We start from the raw sequence: 19,252 nt of genomic DNA, 5'->3' as shown, positions 1-19,252 counted from the left end.
TGTCCGCCCTCGAACGGCCCCGGCAGCCGTCAGAACCTTGCCGCCAGCCAGTCCGCCAGCTCTGCGATCACCCGGTCCCGTTCGATCTCATTGACAATCTCATGCCGGAGGCCGTCATAAATGCGGCACTCTTTCGTCTCGCTGGAAGCGTGCGCCACGAACTGCCTCGACGCTTGCGGCGACGTAAGCGGGTCCGCCCCGCCGTGCTGGACAAGCAGCGGAACGCGGATTTCCCGTGCCCGTGCGAGCGCATCGGCACTGGCCCGCTCTGACTCCTTGAACCATCTCGGCGTCACCTCGTGGGCGATCAGGCCATCGCGCATCCACGCCTCGATCATCAGCGGATCGTGCGTGAGCTGTTCGGGCGCAAGGTCATTGGGGAACTTGAACCGGGGCCAGTACCTGTCGAACAGGCTTCCCAGTATCCGCTTCCAGGGGGGGACTTCCTTGATGAGCTTCAGAAGGGGCCCGGAAAGCGCCAACGCCCGGACACGCGACGGATTCGCCAGAACGAACCGGGCAGCGATCAGACCCCCATTGGAATGGCCGAACAGGGCCACGGGAGTTCCCTTGAGCTCAGGCTCAACCACGGTCGAGAAGAACCGCTCCAGGTCGCGCACATAGTCGTCATAGGCATCCACATGGCACCGCTGGCCACCCGTCCGGCCATGGCCACGGTTGTCGAGAGCGAAGACCGACAGCTTGCGGGCGTTCAGTGCCTCGGCCACGTGGCGGTACCGGCCCGAATGCTCGGAAAGGCCGTGAACGATCACGACAGCGCCTTTCGCACCGTCAACCGGCCACTTCCGGTAGCAGATAGGCAGGTCCAGGTAGCCCAGCGTCCGGTGAAGGTCGTCGTAGGGTACCGTATTGGCAGTCGTGACGGCTGGAGCGGGCATAGGACCGCTTAGTAACCGGTTTCAGGGAAACGGGGCAAGGAGGAACGGGTCTTACAGGCCTTCTTCGAGGAAGTCCTGCAAACTGACGTTCTTGAGCGGAAGACGCAGCTTTTCGACGCCCTTTTTCTCGATCTGGCGTATGCGCTCGCGGGTGAGTCCGAAATCCTTGCCAATCTCGAGCAGCGTGTGACGCCGTGTGCCGCCGATTCCGAACCGCATGCGCAGGATCTTTTCCTCGCGGGGAGAAAGCGTCTTCAGCGCCTTGTCCAGTTCCTCGGCAAGCGAGATGTTCACCATCTCCTCTTCGGGAAGCGGAACCTTGTCGTCCTCGATGAGGTCGGCGAGCACCTTGTCATCTTCCTTGCCCACGGACATTTCCAGCGAGACCGTTTCCAGATCGATCTGGAGCAGCTCGGTCACGCGGTCCTCGGGCATGCCCAGTTCCTTGGCGATGTCGTGGATGGAGGGCGGCTCTCCGGACGCGCTGGAGAGCTTCTTCTGCGCCTGCTTCAGCTTGTTCAGGTTCTCGCGCATGTAGACCGGGATACGCACCGTGCGCGACTGGTCGAAAATGGCCCGGTTGATGGCCTGCTTGATCCACCAGGTCGCATAGGTGGAGAACTTCAGGCCGCGCTTGTATTCGTATTTGTCCACGGCGCGCATGAGGCCGATGTTGCCCTCCTGGACGAGATCGGTGAGCGACACCTTGGCATTGCGGTATTTCTTGGCGATAGAGATCACCAGCCGGAGGTTTGCCTTGACGAACTCCTCCTTGGCGAACTTGATCTCCCGCTGGGTGCGCTCCACCTCGACAAGGAGGCGTCTCAGGTTCTCCTCCGGATAACCGACCTCAAGATGCGCCGGGGGCAGGATCATTTCGGCGGCAGTCTCGTTTTCGATCACGAGCATACCGGGCATGCCTGCGTCGCGGTGCTTGCCGTCCCGCCACGCCTGCAGCATGCGCACGATACCCTCGACGAACACGATGTTCAGGTTCAGCCTCTTGATGTTGTCCAGCAGTTCCTGGAGCAGCTTGTCATACCGGCTGTCCAGTTTCTCGCGGGCCTGCTTCGACAGCCGCTTGTCATAAAGTTCCTTCATCATCCGGAGGCGCTTCTGGTGGAGCGCCTTCAGGACGGTGGCCGTGCGGATGACCTTTTCCGATACGGCCTCCTCATCGGCGCCACGGTCGATCATCTCGTCGTATTTCACCATGTCCCAGACCTTGTATTTCTTCTCCTTGAGAAGACTGGAACGGTACATGATCAGATGCGTGACGAATGGAACGACAAGCACCGTGTCGTAGAGCTTTTCGGTAATGGCCTCGATTTTCGAGGCCGCCTTCACTTCTTCTTCCGGCGTGAAGAGCTTTATGTTGCCTACCTCTTTCAGGTAGGTCTTCATGATATCGACTTCGTCGTAGATATCCTGCTGCTCTTCCTCAGGACCAAGAATCTGGGCGAGCTTGCGCTTCTGTTCGCGAAGCTTGGCCGCATCCGGTGACGAGAATGGCGCCGGACGCGCCTTCTTGCTGCCGGCAGCCCCGGCGGCTCCAGCGCCCGCCTGAAGCTTCGTAACCTGCTCGTAGGTCATCGCCTTCGCGACCACCTTGCCCTGGGCCTTCGCCGGTACGGCCTTGTTCCCCTTGGCTGGGGCCTTCACGGCCTTTCCCTTTGCCGGGGCAGCCGTTTTCTTTACGACTTTAGCAGCCGAACGTGATGTCATTTTATTGGCAGTCATATTGTTTTTGCCGACAGTAGGTCGCCGGATAGCCCCTGCTGCCGATTTTTTCTTGCTTGAACCAGCTGATTTATTTGGTTTTTTTGATGATGCCATGAATTTGACTTGGCCGCCTGCCGCTGCGCTCCGGCCCTCACTGATTGCCACGGTTTTGACGCAGCGGCCCGAACTTGGATATCAAAAACCGGGCCCGGGCGCAAGCCGTTTTTCGTATATCTCTGCCTGAAATACAGTGATTTTAAGAGTTTATACATTTCTGATACGGTATCAGCTCCTCGTGAGGCCCTCCAGCCGGGCTGCCAAACCAGCAAGAGCCATACCGCCCTGCCGATTTCACAGCGGACGAACAACCGGATAAATAAGGCCGCCGGGATGGATTGACCATCCCGGCGGCCATTTGTGAACGTATTTTAGCCCGGACTTCAGCCGCTGACGGTGAAGATGAACGGGAAGGCAACGCGAACCTCGCCCTTTTCGATCGGTTCGAAGCGGATCTTGCCGATCAGGTCGAGGATTTCCTTTTCAAACTCCGGATAGCGGCTGAAGGCGGAATCCGTAATCTTCTGGCTCTTGACCGAACCGTCGGCCGCAATGGTGAATTCAACCGTGATCTTGCCCTGTGCCGCCGGGGCAGTACGCAGGAGCCGTGTATGACGGCTCTTCAGCAGCGGCTGGTAGCGCCGCATGACCGCCGCGATAGCAGCGTACGAGCGCCGGTTATCACCAGCGGCCTCTCCGGAGACGATCGAATCGTCCACTTTCTCGGCCGTCGTCTTGCCCACGTTGCTCTTGACGGCTTTCAGCCCGGCGATGGCATCGTCGATACCCCCTGCTTCGCCATAGCCGCCGAGATTCTTTATGTCGGTGTCGCCCTTGGAACTCGTGGTCACGGCACCAAGGCCCTGGAACACGTTCTGGAGGGCAGAAGTTGCCCGCGTGATATCCCGGCTGGCCGAGGGACCGCCCTTGGAACCCAGCACGGCCAGAAGTCCCTGGGACTTCACCTGCTCCTTGGCCTGGGCGCGGCGCTCCTCCCTGGTAGCTTCCGCGTTAGGTGCCTTGTCGGGCTTGGCGTCGGCTTTCGGCTCCTCGACCACCTCTTCCTTCTTCATCTCCAGCGGTTTCTCGATTGGCGGAGGAGGCGGAAGCTCCGGCTTTTCTGGAACGAGAAGCTTGGTCACGATCTTGGGCGGCGGGGCGGCGATATCCTTGGGAGGCAGGTAGTGCAGCCGCATGTAAGCCAGCGTGGCCAGCACGCCGATACAGACCGTCGCAACGAGGCCGAATGACCCCACCATTGGCTTGTTGCCCGGATCGGTAACCGGAATCTCCACCCAGCGGATCGGCTTGGTGGTCATCCGGATGCGGCCGCGCTTCTTTTCCTTGTCCTTGTCTTTGGACTTGGCCCGGCGGAACACGGGCATCTTTCCGGGTGAAGCCGGCGGTGGCGCAGGCGGACGGCCCTGTGCGGATGAGGGGGCGGCGGACGGTTTCTTTGCGGATGGCTGTTCTGTGTTTTCCATTTCCCAACTGAACCTGAGGACGGCTTCGCCGATCCTGAGGTCAACTTTCATTTCCTTGGTTACTGGCAGCGCGTAGCGGCCGTTATTCTCGCGGAGCCCCAGCGCCGACGGATCATCAATGGGGGTGGTTTCATTCCCCCGGATGATCCGCCCTGTCATTTCCCGGGTGAGGAACAGGTAAAACTGGTCTGCCGACTTGGACGGGCCGGCAATCTGAACCGGGGCGTCGATCCCCTTGGCCGCAAAAGCGCCATTTCCACCAGGTCCGATCACCAGTTTGCCGCCGGCAAAGTAGCCGCGCCGGCCGCTGCCGCCTTCAATCACACAGGGCAAAAGGCCCTGCTGCTGGCCGCCTGCCGCCGAATGGCCGTGCTGTTTTTCGGAACCCGTTACCGACATCGTGCTTCCAGTGCCGAAGAGAACTGCTTCCGGGCAAGCCTAGCGGCTGACGCCGGAAGGGTCAACGAAATCGCTGGCTTCGGCGGTGTTTTTGCCGTCAAAATGAAGACGAAGTAACGCTCCGCTCCAGTCGGAGCACTGCGTACCGTGTGTCTATTTCAAGGGTTAGCGCTGAACAGTTGCCCGGTCGGTCTTGACCCGGCCCTGGTCAAGGGAAAGGAGCCGCCGCTCGGCATCGCGAGCGGCATTTTCACGCTGAATTTGGGTGACATCGGGGGCCTGCTTGATGCGCCGGTCGAATGAGCGGTTCAGGCCGCGAATGTCCATGAACACCCGGTCCAGTTCGCTCTTGGCTTCGTCGTCAAACTCGCGCTTCGTGCTCGGCGTCCAGTTGTCGATGAAGATGACGCCTGGACCTTCCTTTTCGGTCTCAATGCGGAGGGCCTCGAACTGTACAGCACCCGAGCGAGAGCGGGTCGTGACGACTTCTTTTTCCTTTTTCCCGGTATCGGCCGCCGGTTTTGCGCCCGCCTTCGCGTCTGCCTTGCCCTTCCCGGCGGACTGGGCAAACACAAGGTTCACGTTCACGGCGAGCCCGCCGATTACAGTGAATAAAACGAAGGCAAGAATTCTCATTCCCACTCGCATCCTTCCGCCGGATGGTTTCCTTCCCCGAAAGAACTGTAAACCGATGTGAAGGAACATAATCCTCAGGATACCCGAAACTCAAGAAAAATGAGTGTGATCCCCAACATTTTCATAACATTGTCCCAAGCCTGCTGACGCGCCGCGCCAGCCGAAATCAAACCATTCCAGCCGGTTACATAAGACGTGAGGAAACTCACATAAATTATTCACTTGGAACTGATGAGAACTAAGCCAACTTGGCGAGCCACAGCCCCCGCAATCAGGACGCCTGCGGCGCTGGATCCGGAGTTGGAGCCGATGGCGCCGGACCGGGTGAAGCGGGAGCCGGTACCTCGGGGCTGGCTTCCCCGTCCGCCGGAGTGGCCGGTTCGGCCGGCTTCGGGGGCGGAGCAACGTACATGCCGGGGGTGTCCGGCCGTTCGACGCCGAGGCGGATTGACAGGGCATCAATCCAGACATTCACTTCCTTCTGCCGCGGCCCGCCCTTGCGCAGGTAGTCGACATACGTGACCAGTGCCTTGGCGTATGCTCCGGCATAGAGTTCATACAGAATCCCCAGGCTGTAAAGGGCAGGCAGCGAGTTCGGGAACTTCTTCCGGTGCTCTTCCAGAATCCAGATCGCAGGCTTCAGGCGGCCCTGATCCCTCAACAGGGTGGCCAGATAGACAGTCGCCCATTCATGGTCCTTGTCGAAACCAAGTGCGCGGCGGAGTTCCAGTTCAGCATCTTCCAGCTTCCCCTGCCGGCGGTAAATAATCGCCCGGGCAATGTACCCTTCGGCCATCTGGGGAAACTGCTGGACAAGCGCATCAGCGCGCTGCATCGCCAGCGTCAGGTCTTTCTCATTCAGGTAAAACTCGCACTGCTTGCAGGCCCGGTTTGCCGTCCGCCCTTCGGGGGTCATGCCCCGGCCGGAAGCTGCTGGTGCAGTCGGCACTGCCGGTTTGGCCGGTTCAGCCGGTTTGGCTGGCGCGACCGCCACGGCCTGGCCGGGGGCCGGAGCGGCTGGCGTGGAATCAGGCGCCGGCTCACCGCGCTGGGCCTGACGCTCCCGCTGCCGCTGGCGGGCTGCTTCGCGTTCGGCCTCGGTCATCCGCTTGGTGGGATCAATATCCCCGCCGGCAATCTGGTCCTCGGCGACCCCCAGTTCCTGCAGGACGCGGCGACGCTCTTCATCCGAAATCTGGAACTCCTCTCCCTCGATTTCCCGGCTACTGTCATAGGCCGGTGCGGTCTTCTTCCCGCATCCCGTAGCGGACGTCAGCGAAAGCGCCACGATCCCGGTTGCGATCAGATACTGGTTCCATTTCATTCGCATGACGTCCCCTTTCTCCTAGCGTTTCTTTGGTGCCGCCGGAGCGGGTGCGGGTGGTGGCTGCTGCCTGGCCTTTTCGGCCGCCTCGGCCTCCGCCTTCTTCTTCTGTATCTCGGCAGCTTCTTCCTCGCGCTTCAGCCGGTCCTCGAACTCCTTGTCCGCCTTGCGCTTGGAGTCCCGGGCCTCCTGGTCGCCGAACGGCCGGACGTCGTAAACCCGGTATGCGAATTCGTCGCAGAAGAGCGCGGTTCCCAGTTCCGGGCGGGCGTACTTCGCCGGAACGATGCGGGCCAGTTCGTCAATCGACTTATTGATCCATTCGTTCAGGTAGACGTTCTGCTGCCCGTAGCTCAGGTTACGTTCGAAAGTTTCAATTGCCTTTTCTTCGAACTGGAAGGACTGCTCCTCGAGCTGCAGCTTGTACTCCTCAACCAGCAGTTCATCGATCAGCAGTTCCTTAGGTATCTCCGACACAAGGATGGAGGTACGGAAATCCAGAAGTGCCATGCCGATCCGGTGTGATGAGGCGGTTACATATTCCGGCACGCGATACTGCGCCGATCCGGCATAGAGCTCCAGCAGTTCGGTAAGCGACTTCTGCTTGCGCTGGAACGACCGCTTGAGCGGCAGCGTGATCTTGATGGCCGTGTAGTCGTCGAACCGGCGGTCAGCCTGGAGGAAGCGGGCCCGGGCGGGAAGTTCATCCGTCAGGCCCGGATTCTGGCGCTTCATGTCCCGATGACGGGCGACCACCATATTGAATACACGGTCAGCGTTCGTCCAGTCCTTGCGATCATAGTAAATCAGGCCGTCCACGAACGTCGCGTACAGCGTACGGGCGAGATTCTTGTCCCTGAACCGGCGGACATAGTTCTGGAACGCCGCCTGCGTGTTGTTCCAGTCCTTCAGGTCCTCATAGGTCTTGCCGCAGGCATACTGGAGCTCCTCGGCGTCAGCCATTTTTCTCTGGCGCTCAAACAGGGTCGAGGCCCGGCAATACTGCTCGGCCGCCTTGTCGAGCTGCTTCGTGTCCCGGTAGTACTCGCCGATCGTCACATATCCGGCAGCCGCCTCTTCGGTCTGCGGGTACCTGGCCGCGAGGTCGTTGAAGGTCGCCACCATGTCGTTGAACCGCTCGGCGCTCCGGTGCGAGGTAGCGGCCCGGAAGAACGCCTTGACGGCGATATCCGACTGCGGGAATTCGTTGGGAACACGCATGAATGTCGCCGCCGCCTGCGTGTAGTCGCGCTGCTCGTGGAACTGTTCGGCGCGCTTGTATACGGTCGCCGTCTGCAGCGTGAGCAGGTCATTGCGGTCCTGCGCCGACCACCTGGGGTCTCTGGCCGCGTCGCGATAAGCCTCTTCGGCCTCCTTCAGCATGCCGGCTTCCATGTACGTGACCGCGATGTACCGCTTGGGCAGCAGCGAACGCGGGTCTTTCGGATAATCCCTCACGATCCGCTGGAATACGTTGCGCGATGCCGTCCAGTTCTCGCCGTCATAATGGATGGCACCTTCCAGCACGAGAATATCGAGGGTCTTCTCGTGTTGCGGGTATTTCTCCGAGAACTTGCGGATCGCATCCAGCACCTTGTCGGTATACTGGCTCTGGAGCAGGCCGATCTTGCGTGCATAGACCTGTCCCTTGGCCTTGCGGTCGTTCTCGATGCGGTCGAGATCCTCTTCCAGCGAATCGTTGTAGGCCTGGATGGCCTTGAGGCCGGCCCTCTCCTGCCGTTCCCCGAGCTGGAGCACCCAGGCGACATCGTAGTAATGCCCCGCCGCTGCCGGCATGTTTCCACGCGCCACGTAGACCTCGGCGATCATGTAGCGGGTGTCGCCCGCTTCAGGCGTGTTGGGGAACTCCGCCAGGAACTGCCGGTAGTAGTTTTCAGCCTCCTCGAAATGCGCCGGCTGCTCGCTCTTGGGCGTCTTTGCATGCGTGGCCTTGGCATGGTGGTACTGACCCATCTGGAGGATGGCCTTGGAACGGATGCTGACCGCGAGGGCCACCGTCTCCTGATCCTTCTGGTTCGTGTTCCACCAGAGCCCACCCGGTGCAAGAGCCGTGATGATCTGCTTGCGAGTCTCAACCACCTTTTCCCACTTCTTGTCCTTCTCATAGGTGGTGATGATCAGTTCGTAGACGTTCGGAGCGCGATGATAGGCCGGATATTTCGCCAGCAGCCGCTCGTAAACCGCTATCGCTTCGTCGTAGCGTTCCTCGTTGCTGAGGTACTCACCCAGCGCAATGTAGGTGTATTGCTCATAGGGCTGCGACTTCCGCTTCGCCCAGTATTCCTCGAGATTCCTGGGGCCACTCTTGCCGTCGCCCATTTCCGTAAAGGCAATCGACATGTACTGGACCGCTTCGCGGACCAGCCCCGTGTCCTTGACATACAGTTCGTCGAAGTTCCTGTAGGTCTTCTTCTGCTCGATCTCGATCCGCGACCGGGTCTCGACCAGCCGGGCCATGAAATCCACAGTGACCGAGTACTGCTGCATCCGGAAGTGCGTCCATCCGAGCTTGTAAAGGGAACGGTCGAAATACTCGCTGTCCGGATCGAACTCCGTAGCCTTCTTGTACGACGCCGAGGCCTTCTCCAGCCACGGCCGGGCCTCGAACAGATCCAGCCCGGTAGCGTTGGTGAAATACAGTTCACCCAGCCGGAAGTGAGCCGCCTGTGTACGCTGGTCCTTGGGGTAGCGGGCAATAAAATCGGTCAGTACCTTCTCGGCTGCCGCCACCATCGCCATTTCCTGATAACAGAACGACAGCATGTAGAGGACGCGGTCGTTATCCTTGCGGTCCGGGAACTCGTTCAACAGGCGGTTATAGGACCCGATCGCCTGGGAATAGTCTTTCAGCGGGATATCGTCCGGGCATTCGATCCTGGGGTTCGCCTCACACGCCTTGGTGGCGAGGTCGAAATCCATCAGCGCTTCCTGGTAGCGGGCATTTTCGGCGACGACATACAGGTCCGCGAGCCGGTGGATCGCCTGCGGGACGATATTGGCCCGGCTCTTCTGGGCTTCACCCTTGGCGACAAACTCCTCGCTTGCGGCGATCAGTTTCTTGAGCTGCTGGTCGCTCATGGAGATTTCGCTTGCCTTCAGGGTGGTCGCGGCGGCCAGTTCCCGGCGCTTTTCGGCGCTGGCGGCCTCCAGCGCGGAGAGCTGATCCATCCGCTCGGCCTCGCGCTTGCGGTCCATCTCCTCGGCCAGCTTTCGTGCGGCAGTCTGGGCCTTCAGCTCGGCATCCAGCTCGCGGCTCAGCTCGGCCGCCTCTGAACCGAAATCCACGATGGGGCCGCCCTGCACCGGTGCCGGTGTATCCTCGATCACCAGGTCCTGCTGGATACGTTCGACCTTCTCGACTTCACGCAATTGTGCGCCCGGACGCCGCCGGCGCTGGGTGATGTCTTCCTTCTCTGTGCATCCGGCCACAGCCAGCAGCGATATCATGCACGCCGACACGGCGGCGCGACATGCTGATTGATGCCGGTCACTGCCCATCGGGTTACCTTCCCGTCTGCTTGTCGAGTGCTGTCAGGATTCCGTAACTGGCCTCAAGATCGAAGCGCTCAAGACGTTCGTCATGGTTCTTGTATTCGGCCACGACCGCCCGGTTGAGCTGGTCCACCAGATTGACGTACAGCCTCTCGGTCCGGTCGAGCACCTGTTTCACCCGGGCCTGGAGATCGTTCGCCCGGACCTTCATGTCCCGGTGACGGTTGCGCACGCGATCAACATCATCCCGAAGCTGTTCGATCCGCCGCTGAACGCGGTCGATGTCCTGCTTGATGCGTGCCACGTCCCGCCGCTGCCGGGTTTCGATTCCCGCTTCGCGCGAAACACGCTGGGTCGGGTCAACAGCGACGATCTTCCAGATCGCCTCTCCGGCCCGAAGACGCTGCATCCGCTTCAGTTTCTCGACACGATCGCCGGATGCCGCCACACGGCTGGTAATATCCTGCGCCGCGTCCGCCTGGAGCCGGCTGGATACCGAACCGACCTGTCCCTGCACCCCTTTCAGATCCGTCTCGATCTCCTGGATGGCGTTCTTCTTCGTCTGGAGATCACGCAACAGCATCGTCTCCTTCGGCGAAGCCATGGCCCAGATATCGAACCGCCTGCCCTTGGCATTGATGCGGTCATCAAGCTGGGTGAAATCCTCCAGCAGGTCCTTGAAACGCGGGGTCCATTCCTTGTCCAGGACATCGGCAACCCGTGCGACTGTCCGCAACTTGTCGTCAATCATGATCTGGTAACGGACCAGATTGTCACGGCGGTCATTCAGTGCGGCCAGGTAGCGGCCGATATCGTCGAACTGCGTGTAGCTGTCGCGCACCACCGGATTGGATACGATATTCGCATAAACGAGCTGGTCGAAATCCGTGAGCCGCGACTCGGCAAGACCGAACGGATCACGGGCACCTTCACGTTCCAGGATGAAGTAGCTGCGGATAAGATCGAAGCGGTCGCGGAAGAAGTCCGCCTCGGCCACGGCCCGGACAACCTCGCGCTCGCGCTTGTACAGCTCCTGCGCCGACCGGTAGGACTTGATTGCCCGGTCATAGGCGCCGAGATTCATGAAACAGGAACCAACCACCAGATAGGCCTCGTAAGCGAACTGTCCGGTGCGCGACCGTTTCAGCAGGCTGTTGAGCAGTACGATCGCTTCGGTGAGCCGCTTCTGGTAGATGAGCGCCCATGCCTTCGCGTAAAGCGCCTCGATGAAGTAGGCGTCGGTTTCAGGCACCGCCGACAGCGCATCGAAAGCCTGCTGGTACTGCTTGAACTGGATGTAGTGATAACCCAGGCCGATCTGGGCGCGTGACCGCAAACCCTCCAGCGCCTTCAGTTCCGAATCGGTCAGCGGCGTGAGCGTAGTCCGGATGGTCTCGCTGCCCTGGACCACCTGTTCCTCGGCGTTTTCGGACCCCGGCCCACGCGCCCGGAGCACCGTCACGACACGCTCCGCCACCTCGATGCCGCCGGCCTTGACCGTCCGGTCAGCCAGGACGATAGCCTCCCGGTAGGCCCTGACAGCTTCGTCCATCCGGTTGAGCTGGGTATAGGCAACGGCCAGCGAATAGCGGGCATAGGCACCCCAGCGTGTGCTGATATCAACCTGGTTCAGCACCTCGACGGCCTGGTCGGGGGCATTGAGACGCAAATAGGCCTGTCCCGCCAGATACCGCGCCTCGTCCAGCTTCCGGAACTGAGGGTGCTTCGCAACGAACGAATAGCTCGATGCGGACCGGGCATATTCACCCGCCTGGTAGTACACTTTCTGGAGCGTGAAGAAGGCACCGGGTTCGGCCTCCTTCCGGGCCTTGCCCTTGATGATCGCCTGTATCTGCTCTTGGGCCTCGACAAAGAGTCCGATGGTTTCGTACAGGCTGCCCGCACCGAGTTGCACCAGCGGGTGCACGTCGGAATTGGCACGCGAGTGGTTCAGCATGTTCACCACCGACGGGTCCTGGTTGATCCAGTTGTCGGTGAGCCGCTCGTATTCGGCGCTCATGAGCTGGACGCGGATCTTGTCCGAGGACGAGTACAGGGGGCTCACCGAGAGATGGACGGGATCCTGCGCGGCCCGAAGGCTTGCCCCCCGGGCTGTCAGCAGGACAGCCGCCACTGCGAGTGCGTATGTGGCCTGTCGGCGCTTCACCGGGTCCGGTTTACTCCCAGATATCGTATGTGAAGTCAGGGGCCCGCTTGGTGCGGTCGTAACTCACCTTCAGTTCGACGAAGGAAAGCACCCGGCTCCGGCCGCGAAACTTGATCTGGATGGCACGGTTGACCTTGGTCTTCAGTGAATCGACACCGGAGAACTGGGCCTGAATGGTGTGCTCACCTTCGGAAATCGGCCCCATATAGAGCTCCTGGGCACCGCCGTTGTCCAGCGCGATGTTTTCCTCCTGCCGGTAGACATGGGAGCCCACGACCTTGCCGTTCAGGAGCACCTTCACCTGCTCCAGCTGGAAATCCCGGCCAGAGCTGGAGGTCAGGAATATCTTGACCGCCGACATCCGGGGCAGCAGGAGGTCCTTTTCCAGCTCGTCCAGATCGGCGTTGATCTTGACCAGCTTGGAACGGAGGTCGTTGATTTCATCGTCGACACTGCGCACGTCCTGCGCCGAAAGTCCCAGCGGGGCCAGCCCGAGGAACACCAGCGAGAGGCCGCAGACGGCGGTTATGAGACGGAGGGCCTGTTTCATCGTTATTCGATGCCTTTGCTCACACTGATTGCAGCGGGAGTTAGTCTAGGGACGGATGAGCCAATTGGTCAATAGTGTCCACAGGTTCTATGGGTTTGTAACCGGCTATATTAGCGTCCGTTCAGCCAGTCCGGTATGTGGAGGCAGCTTCATGAATCCAGAGCCCCCCGTCGTCCTGCGGCCAAAATGTACGTCGCGGGCAGCAGGAATCTTCAGGACCGCCCTACTGATGACGGCTGTCACGGCCGGTATCCATTCCGTCCATCCCGCACATGCCGCAGAAAAGCCCCCTGAAAAACTTTCCGAGCGTGCCGCCCGGGGAACTCCCAGGGACCGGACATATCTTCACGGCGCAATCCTGACGGTAAAAAACTGGGCTACCACGGCCGCGGACCTCAAGCTCGCCGGAGAACTGAGGGGGTATTTCCGCAAATGGGCCGCCGACAGTTACGACGACCTGCTCCGCTGGATAGAAGCGGAACAGACATTCGGCCCCCTGAGCCCGGATGACAGGGGGTGGGCCATCGCCACCCTCGCGCAACTCAACCAGCAATCGGGCAAATGCCGCATTCCACCGGAAATCGTGAACCGCTCGGAGTTTTCCGCACACAACGCCGCCCAGATCGAAACCGAGCTTCTCCTGCCCTGCGAGACCCTGGCTCCTGATGAGGCGACACAGGCGGTCCCCGCCGTCATCCACCCGGCCCGCGCTGCCCTCCGCCCGAAAGAGGTCGGAGCCTACTTCGACGCACGGCTCAAGGACCGCCAGATGTCCGCCAGCCTGTGCCAGGCGACACGGGCGGTGAGCGCCCTGCTCGGCCGATGGAACACATTCGACGGCTGCGCCCGCATTCTCGGCACCGGGGAGCCGCGTGCCGAGTTCGTGGAGGGCGCAGCCCTGGAACTTCTGAACCTGGACCTGCATCCGGCCGCACTGAAAGCCCTCAGCCGTCCGTGGCTCACACCGGCAGAAAAAAAGATGCTCCGGGGAGCCCAGGCCCGCATCCTGCTCGCCCAAGGAAAGCCCGCCGCGTTCAAGGATGTGATCCGGCAGATACTGGTACAGGATCCGCTCGATTCGCCGGATTTCCTGTGGGCTGCATCGGCATCTTCATCCGACATGGTTTCGGGCGTTCTCGGACGGATCGAGCCCCTGGTAACTGGTAGTGCCGATGATCTCGCCACCGGAACGGCGGCCTTGCAGGCACTTTTTGAAAAGCACTGCCCACAGGCAACCGATCCGCTTTCGGCCGCGCCGGACTGCCAGACCGGACGGAACCTATCCCTCTGGCGGTCGAAGCTCCTTCTCCGGATGGTCAGCCCCGCCTCGCCTTACTCTCTCCAGCGAGCCGCCGAAGAACTGCTGCTCCTGCTTCCCGCGGCGGCCTGGAAAGGCACGGCGCCGCACGTTTGCGGCGGGGCCGGAGCGGAGGAAGCAACCGGCTCCCTCCGGGCCCGGCTCGCCGTCCTGTGCAGGCGCATTGCAGGTCCTGAACAGGCTCCCCAGCTTGCCCTGTGGCTCCAGACAGGCGGACATGCCGAGCGACTGGCCATCCTGAACGGGCTGGCGGCAGGCGGAACGAGCGGCCAGCTTCGGACGGCACTCCGGCCGGAACTCGAACGCATGGCGGCACTGGAGAGCGCGCCGGTATCGGAGCGGAGAGCCGCCCTGTTCGCGCTAGCCAGTGACAGCTGTGAGGCGACGGCGCCGTTGTCGGAAGCGGCGGCGGGTTCCACCGACATCCTTCTGGCCGAGGCGGGTGTGCGTGGCCTTGGCTGTGCCGGCAAACATGACTCCCTTGCCTCCATCGTTACCGACGATAGCCGGGATGAAGTCCTTCGCTGGGCGGCCTTCGATGAACTCCTTCGCCGTCAGCCAGAACTGGCGGCAATTGCCGCGCAGAAGGCTGGCGGACAGTTCGCCAACGAACTGGAGCGGCGGCGTACGGCTCCCGCCAGTTTGATCCTCCGCGAACGGTATTTCGACCTGCCCATGCAGGGGGTCATCTATCCGGCTGTGAGACTGCCTGACCGGCGGACGGTGTTTCTCGTCAACAACCTCGCCGCTGAACCGGTCCTCAAGGTGGACACCGGCACCGATTTCGGCCCGGTCATTGCCATCGGCATGGAAAACCGGGGCCAGGACGGCGAGCCCGCCGGCCACCGGGTTCTCAGGCTGTACCGGCAGCCCGCTCCGGACGGGGACCGGACCATCTATGTCTCGGAACGTTATCCGGCGGAGTTTGACGAGGATGGATCGCTGAAGCGGCCAGCCTCAGGCGGCGGCTGGACGGAATTCTGACCTAGCGGATCAGCTTGTAGCCTTCGGTCGGGACGGTAATGATGAGGTTGTCCTCGCCGAAGAACGGCTTCAGCTTGACCCGCAGGTTCTTGATGTGGACGTCGATCGTGCGGGTTTCGATGTCCGGCCCGTACCCCCAGACCGTCTTCAGTAGATACTTGCGGTTCATCACCTTGTTGGGGGCGGTCGCCAGTACGTAGAGCAGATCGAACTCCTTGGGCTGGAGCCGGATCGTGGTCCCCTTGAAGGACAGTTCGTATTTTTTGGGGTTCAGTTTCATGCCCCGGATGGTGAGGGTCTTCTCCCGGTCGAGCGCGGGCGCGTCCTTTTCCTTGGCCGTGCGGCGAAGGACCGACTTGATCCGGGCCACCAGTTCGCGCTTGGAGAACGGCTTGGTAAGGTAGTCGTCGGCCCCGATTTCGAGGCCCACCACCTTGTCAACCTCCTCGTCCTTGGCGGAAACGATGATGACGGGCATGCCCGGACGTTTCTGCCGGTATTCGCGGCAGTAGTCGAGCCCGTCGCCGTCCGGCAGCATCAGGTCCAGCAGGACGATATCCGGATTTTCAGCCTCGGTCTTGTTGCGGCCATCTGCAAGGGTGCGTGCCGTAAGGGCAGCAAATCCCTCTTCTTCGAGGAGTATCTTGACGGCTGTGAGGATGTTTTCGTCATCCTCGATCACCAGTACCTTTTCCATAGGCGGGCACAGTGTAACCGGGCTGAAAGCGGGTGCAAACGGCCCAAATCACTTATGTTTCCGTCAGGCGGCAACCGCGGCCTGCGAGAGGGGAAGCGCCACGCTGAGAATGGCGCCGCTGCCGGCAGGAGACTCGGCCCATATGCGCCCGCCGTGGGCCTGCACGAACTCCCTAGTGATAGCGAGGCCCAGCCCCGTTCCGCCTTCGGACGACTGGCGCACGTAGTCATCCTGGAAAAACCTGTCGAAAATCCGCTCCAGGTTCTGCTGGCGGATACCGGAGCCGGTGTCACGCACGCGGATGAGGACACAGTGGCCCGGCGGGCCCCAGTTCTCCGCCCGGACCGTTTCCGGGAGCGACTCCGTGGGGACGACCCGGATTTCCAGGCCGATTTTCCCGCCTGAAGGGGTGAACTTGACTGCGTTCCCCAGCAGGTTGTCGAGCACCTGCCGGAACTTGAGCCGGTCGATCGGAAGCGACGGCAGGTCCGCATCGGCCTGGAAATCCACCCCGATGTCCTTGGCTCTGGCGGCGCCTGAAACCAGTTCGACGGCCTCCGCCGCCAGTCTTTCGATGTCGGTCGGCTCGAAGCGGTACTGCATCTGTCCGGAAGATATCTTGGAGAGATCGAGAAGATTCGTGACAATACGGGTCAGTTTGTCAGCCGAACGGTCAATAACGCCGAGGTGCTGGAGTTCCCTGGCGCCGATCGCCTTTCCGGGGTGGCTGAGCAGGATTTCCGTGTATGACTTGATCGATGTCAGGGGAGTCCGCAGCGAATGGCTCACGATCGAAACGATCTCGGTCTTGAGCCGGTCAACCTTCATCAGTTCGGTAATATCCTGAAGGGCCAGCACCGTCGCCACGAGGCTCCCGTCATCGGCACGAACTTCCGACAGCGTGACACGAAGATCGACTTCCCCGCCCCTGCAGATGAACGTGCGAACCGAACCGGGCTCCTGCCCCGCCTCGCGAAGCCGGGCCAGCTCGTATTCAAGCTCCGGTATGCCCAGTTGTCCGGCACCGACAGGCACCGCCTGTGGAGCCGGCACGTCTTTCAGTATCCGGCGGGCGGCGCGGTTCATGAACGTCACCTGGCCCTCCGGGTCGAGTACGACCACCCCTTCACCAATGGAAAGAAGGATCGTTTCGATACGCCGGCGCTCGCCCGCCAGCTCCCGGTTCTTGAGGTCCAGGACCCGGTTGCGGTCTTCCAGCACACGCTTGCGCTCCACCTCGAACCCCATTCGCTCGATGGCGACGTTCTGCCGGGTGAGCACCACCGACACGACAGCCGCGATCACGACGGCCACGAACATCGTGAACAGCAGCATGAGAAGCGTCGCGCCGCGCAGCTTGCGGGTGGATTCGACGATCGTCGTGGTCGATACAGCGCGGGCAAGCACCCAGTCGCCGTGATCCACCGGGTACAATGCCAGGTAGATCCGCCCTCCCGGCAGGTCGAGCTGGAACCACCGTTTCGCACCCAGCGCATCTTCCCACGCACTCCCCCGCCGGTCGATCTGGTAGCCCACATAGTCAGCACGCGGATGGGCGAGGATGGTGCCTGTCTCGGTGGCGATGAAGTCCCACCCCGAGCTGCTGTCATATCCCGCGAAATGCGAAAGCAGCGACTGGACCGGGATGACGCCCTTGACGAATCCGAGCGCACGGCCCGACCGGTCACTGACCGCTGCCGCCAGCATTACTGAAGGCTGCGACTCCGGCATGGCTTCCGGAGTGGTGCGTATTCCACCAGCATCGGAAATCAGCCCTCCCCGCGCCGACTGGTCCAGATCAAAAATCAGCACCCGGCCCGGAGCCGCCCACAGCTGGTTCATCTGGCTGGCGGTGAGCGCCGGCGCTGCGCCGGGCACACCGCCATAGGCCGAATACACCAGCAGGAGAAGATCGGCCGGATCGGTGAAGCTGACCGTGTTGAATTCACGTGGAATGTACCCGCGAACCAGATCGAGGCCGAGTTCGCTCACCGCCGCGCTGGAGGAATGGAAGCGGGTGCTGAAAAACTGGAAGACCGCCGGCTCGGTCAGCCGGGAGAGCGAGCCGGCCAGTTCATCCAGTGTCTCCGTAATATCGGCGGCGATCTTCCGGCCTTCACCCCGGTAGCGGACCAGTGCCTCGTCCAGCAACCGCACACGCAGCAGGTAGTTAAAGGAGAGCGTCAGGATGAACGTCACCAGTACCACGAACGCAAGCACGAAGACCCGCATTGCGAACGACCGCCACCTGACGTCGTTGAAATCGTATACGATGACGATTCCGCCCACGACAGCAAGCAGGCCCGCAACCTGTCCCGCTGACGAACTCACCGCCGCCGCCGGGATTGATGCGCCTAAAACAACCGGCAGGTTGAGAAACTGCCAGGCAGCCAGCCCCAGCGCGACGAGCCCCAGCCGCCGCGGCAGCGGAAAACCGACGCCCGCACGCAGCACCGCTACCCCCGCAGCAGCCAGCAGGAACGCCCGGAGAAACCCCATCCAGGCCAGCGGGGTCTGGGCAAACGCATACTGGCCCCGGATGATCAGCGGCAGGCCAGACGCACCGGTCAGGTGGGCCGCCGCCCCGGATACCAGTGCGGCGGCAATCACCACTCCCAGCGACCAGCGCGCCCAGACGAGACTCCAGCCGCTCACCAGCAACGCCAGCAGCAGTCCCGCACCGAGCGTTTCGGTGATCGCCAGAAGCGGCAGGAAGTACCCCGCGCTGAAGGGCAGGTTCGACGCAAGGTGGTATCCGCTCCGGAGCGCCTGCAGCCCGAAGTGGAAAACCATTACGGAAAAGAAGGCGGACAGGCACCACCGAGCAAAGGCCGTCTGCATGCTCCGGGCGCCTCTCCAGCCCAGAGGGAAGAGGAAGATGGAAACTGCCAGCGCCGACAGGTCAACGAGGTTCTCGAACTCGACGGAAAGGAAAAACTGCTCACCCATGGCAGTCCCGCTCAGCCGCTTCCGGCGGGATACCCGTCCCGCAACGGATCGAACAGGCCGCCCGTCCAGACCCGGATCTCAATCCCCGGCGTTGCCAGTTCACGGCCGAGAAGATCCACGATCCTGTCCATCTCTCCCTCTCCCCGGCCGATCCGGTTCAGCCCGATGGATAGTTCGCTGACACCCAGCCCGCGTGCACGCTCGACGATGCTTTTCGCCCATGTGACACAGGCCGCATCCGATCTGTCCGGGGGACCTGGAAGGACCAGAAGGCCCTCGGACAGGAGCCAGTCCAGACCGACAAACAGGTCTGCCTTGCCGTCCCGGCACAGTTCCGGCCGCCAGGTCCTCAAGACCCCGCCCGTCCACCAGTCGATCTGTCCCAGCCAGCCATCGAACCGCGGCCCCCTGCGGGCCAGTTCGACAGCCCACAGGCCGGCACCATCAGGCACCTCGCCGGGGAGGAGCCTGACCGGACAGATGGAGGTTGTGTCTCTGGCGGGAGTCTCTGTCATGTTTTCGCCGGGCTTTACTGTAGCTGGTGAACCGCGGC

General features: G+C 61.7%; 13 protein-coding genes. 2 read left to right on the top strand and 11 right to left on the bottom strand.

Translation table 11 applies throughout. The features are described 5' to 3' along the window. Positions 1-29 precede the first annotated feature (29 nt). Positions 30-899 (bottom strand): lysophospholipase, encoded by an 870-nt coding sequence (locus tag KIT79_05125; GenBank protein MCW5828678.1) that lies wholly within the window; start codon positions 897-899, stop codon positions 30-32. A 51-nt stretch (positions 900-950) separates the two neighbouring features. Then, positions 951-2,561, bottom strand: coding sequence for a sigma-70 family RNA polymerase sigma factor (locus KIT79_05120; protein ID MCW5828677.1), 1,611 nt, complete (start codon positions 2,559-2,561; stop codon positions 951-953). Between KIT79_05120 and KIT79_05115 the strand changes: the two genes are divergently transcribed. Continuing rightward, entirely contained in the window at positions 2,545-2,865 is a 321-nt protein-coding gene (locus KIT79_05115; protein ID MCW5828676.1) for a hypothetical protein, read from the top strand. The two genes, KIT79_05120 and KIT79_05115, sit on opposite strands and share 17 nt — an antisense overlap. 196 nt (positions 2,866-3,061) lie before the next feature. On the opposite strand, the gene KIT79_05110 is transcribed toward KIT79_05115, so the two are convergent. The 6 genes from KIT79_05110 to KIT79_05085 form a co-directional block, all read right to left on the bottom strand. Then, positions 3,062-4,561 (bottom strand): TonB family protein, encoded by a 1,500-nt coding sequence (locus KIT79_05110; protein ID MCW5828675.1) that lies wholly within the window; start codon positions 4,559-4,561, stop codon positions 3,062-3,064. A 165-nt stretch (positions 4,562-4,726) separates the two neighbouring features. Continuing rightward, positions 4,727-5,197 (bottom strand): hypothetical protein, encoded by a 471-nt coding sequence (locus KIT79_05105; GenBank protein MCW5828674.1) that lies wholly within the window; start codon positions 5,195-5,197, stop codon positions 4,727-4,729. A gap of 271 nt (positions 5,198-5,468) precedes the next feature. Further along, positions 5,469-6,527 carry a hypothetical protein gene (locus KIT79_05100; GenBank protein MCW5828673.1) on the bottom strand — a complete coding sequence of 353 codons (1,059 nt, stop codon included), beginning with the start codon at positions 6,525-6,527 and terminating at the stop codon, positions 5,469-5,471. A gap of 15 nt (positions 6,528-6,542) precedes the next feature. Further along, positions 6,543-10,001 carry a tetratricopeptide repeat protein gene (locus KIT79_05095; GenBank protein MCW5828672.1) on the bottom strand — a complete coding sequence of 1,153 codons (3,459 nt, stop codon included), beginning with the start codon at positions 9,999-10,001 and terminating at the stop codon, positions 6,543-6,545. Between the two features lie 43 nt (positions 10,002-10,044). After that, on the bottom strand, positions 10,045-12,201 hold the full coding sequence (locus KIT79_05090) for a tetratricopeptide repeat protein (GenBank protein MCW5828671.1): 2,157 nt from the start codon (positions 12,199-12,201) through the stop codon (positions 10,045-10,047). Positions 12,202-12,211: 10 nt separating this feature from the next. Continuing rightward, on the bottom strand, positions 12,212-12,751 hold the full coding sequence (locus KIT79_05085) for a hypothetical protein (protein MCW5828670.1): 540 nt from the start codon (positions 12,749-12,751) through the stop codon (positions 12,212-12,214). A 229-nt stretch (positions 12,752-12,980) separates the two neighbouring features. On the opposite strand from KIT79_05085, the gene KIT79_05080 reads away from it, so the two are divergent. Beyond that, on the top strand, positions 12,981-15,053 hold the full coding sequence (locus tag KIT79_05080; GenBank protein ID MCW5828669.1) for a hypothetical protein: 2,073 nt from the start codon (positions 12,981-12,983) through the stop codon (positions 15,051-15,053). A 1-nt stretch (position 15,054) separates the two neighbouring features. Here KIT79_05080 and KIT79_05075 read toward each other — a convergent pair whose 3' ends face one another. From KIT79_05075 to KIT79_05065, 3 genes are all read right to left on the bottom strand, one after another. Beyond that, entirely contained in the window at positions 15,055-15,750 is a 696-nt protein-coding gene (locus tag KIT79_05075) for a response regulator transcription factor (GenBank protein ID MCW5828668.1), read from the bottom strand. A 63-nt stretch (positions 15,751-15,813) separates the two neighbouring features. After that, positions 15,814-18,699: a hypothetical protein gene (locus KIT79_05070; GenBank protein ID MCW5828667.1), complete on the bottom strand. Its 2,886-nt coding sequence runs from the start codon at positions 18,697-18,699 to the stop codon at positions 15,814-15,816. Between the two features lie 11 nt (positions 18,700-18,710). Further along, complete coding sequence (locus KIT79_05065; GenBank protein ID MCW5828666.1) at positions 18,711-19,214, bottom strand: hypothetical protein; 504 nt, start codon at positions 19,212-19,214, stop codon at positions 18,711-18,713. Between the last annotated feature and the right edge of the window lie 38 nt (positions 19,215-19,252).

The organism is Deltaproteobacteria bacterium (genome assembly GCA_026129095.1).
Taxonomy (GTDB): domain Bacteria; phylum JAGRBM01; class JAGRBM01; order JAGRBM01; family JAHCIT01; genus JAHCIT01.
The sequence above is the reverse complement of the archived record's forward strand: the minus strand, read 5'-3'. Positions and strand labels throughout refer to the sequence as shown.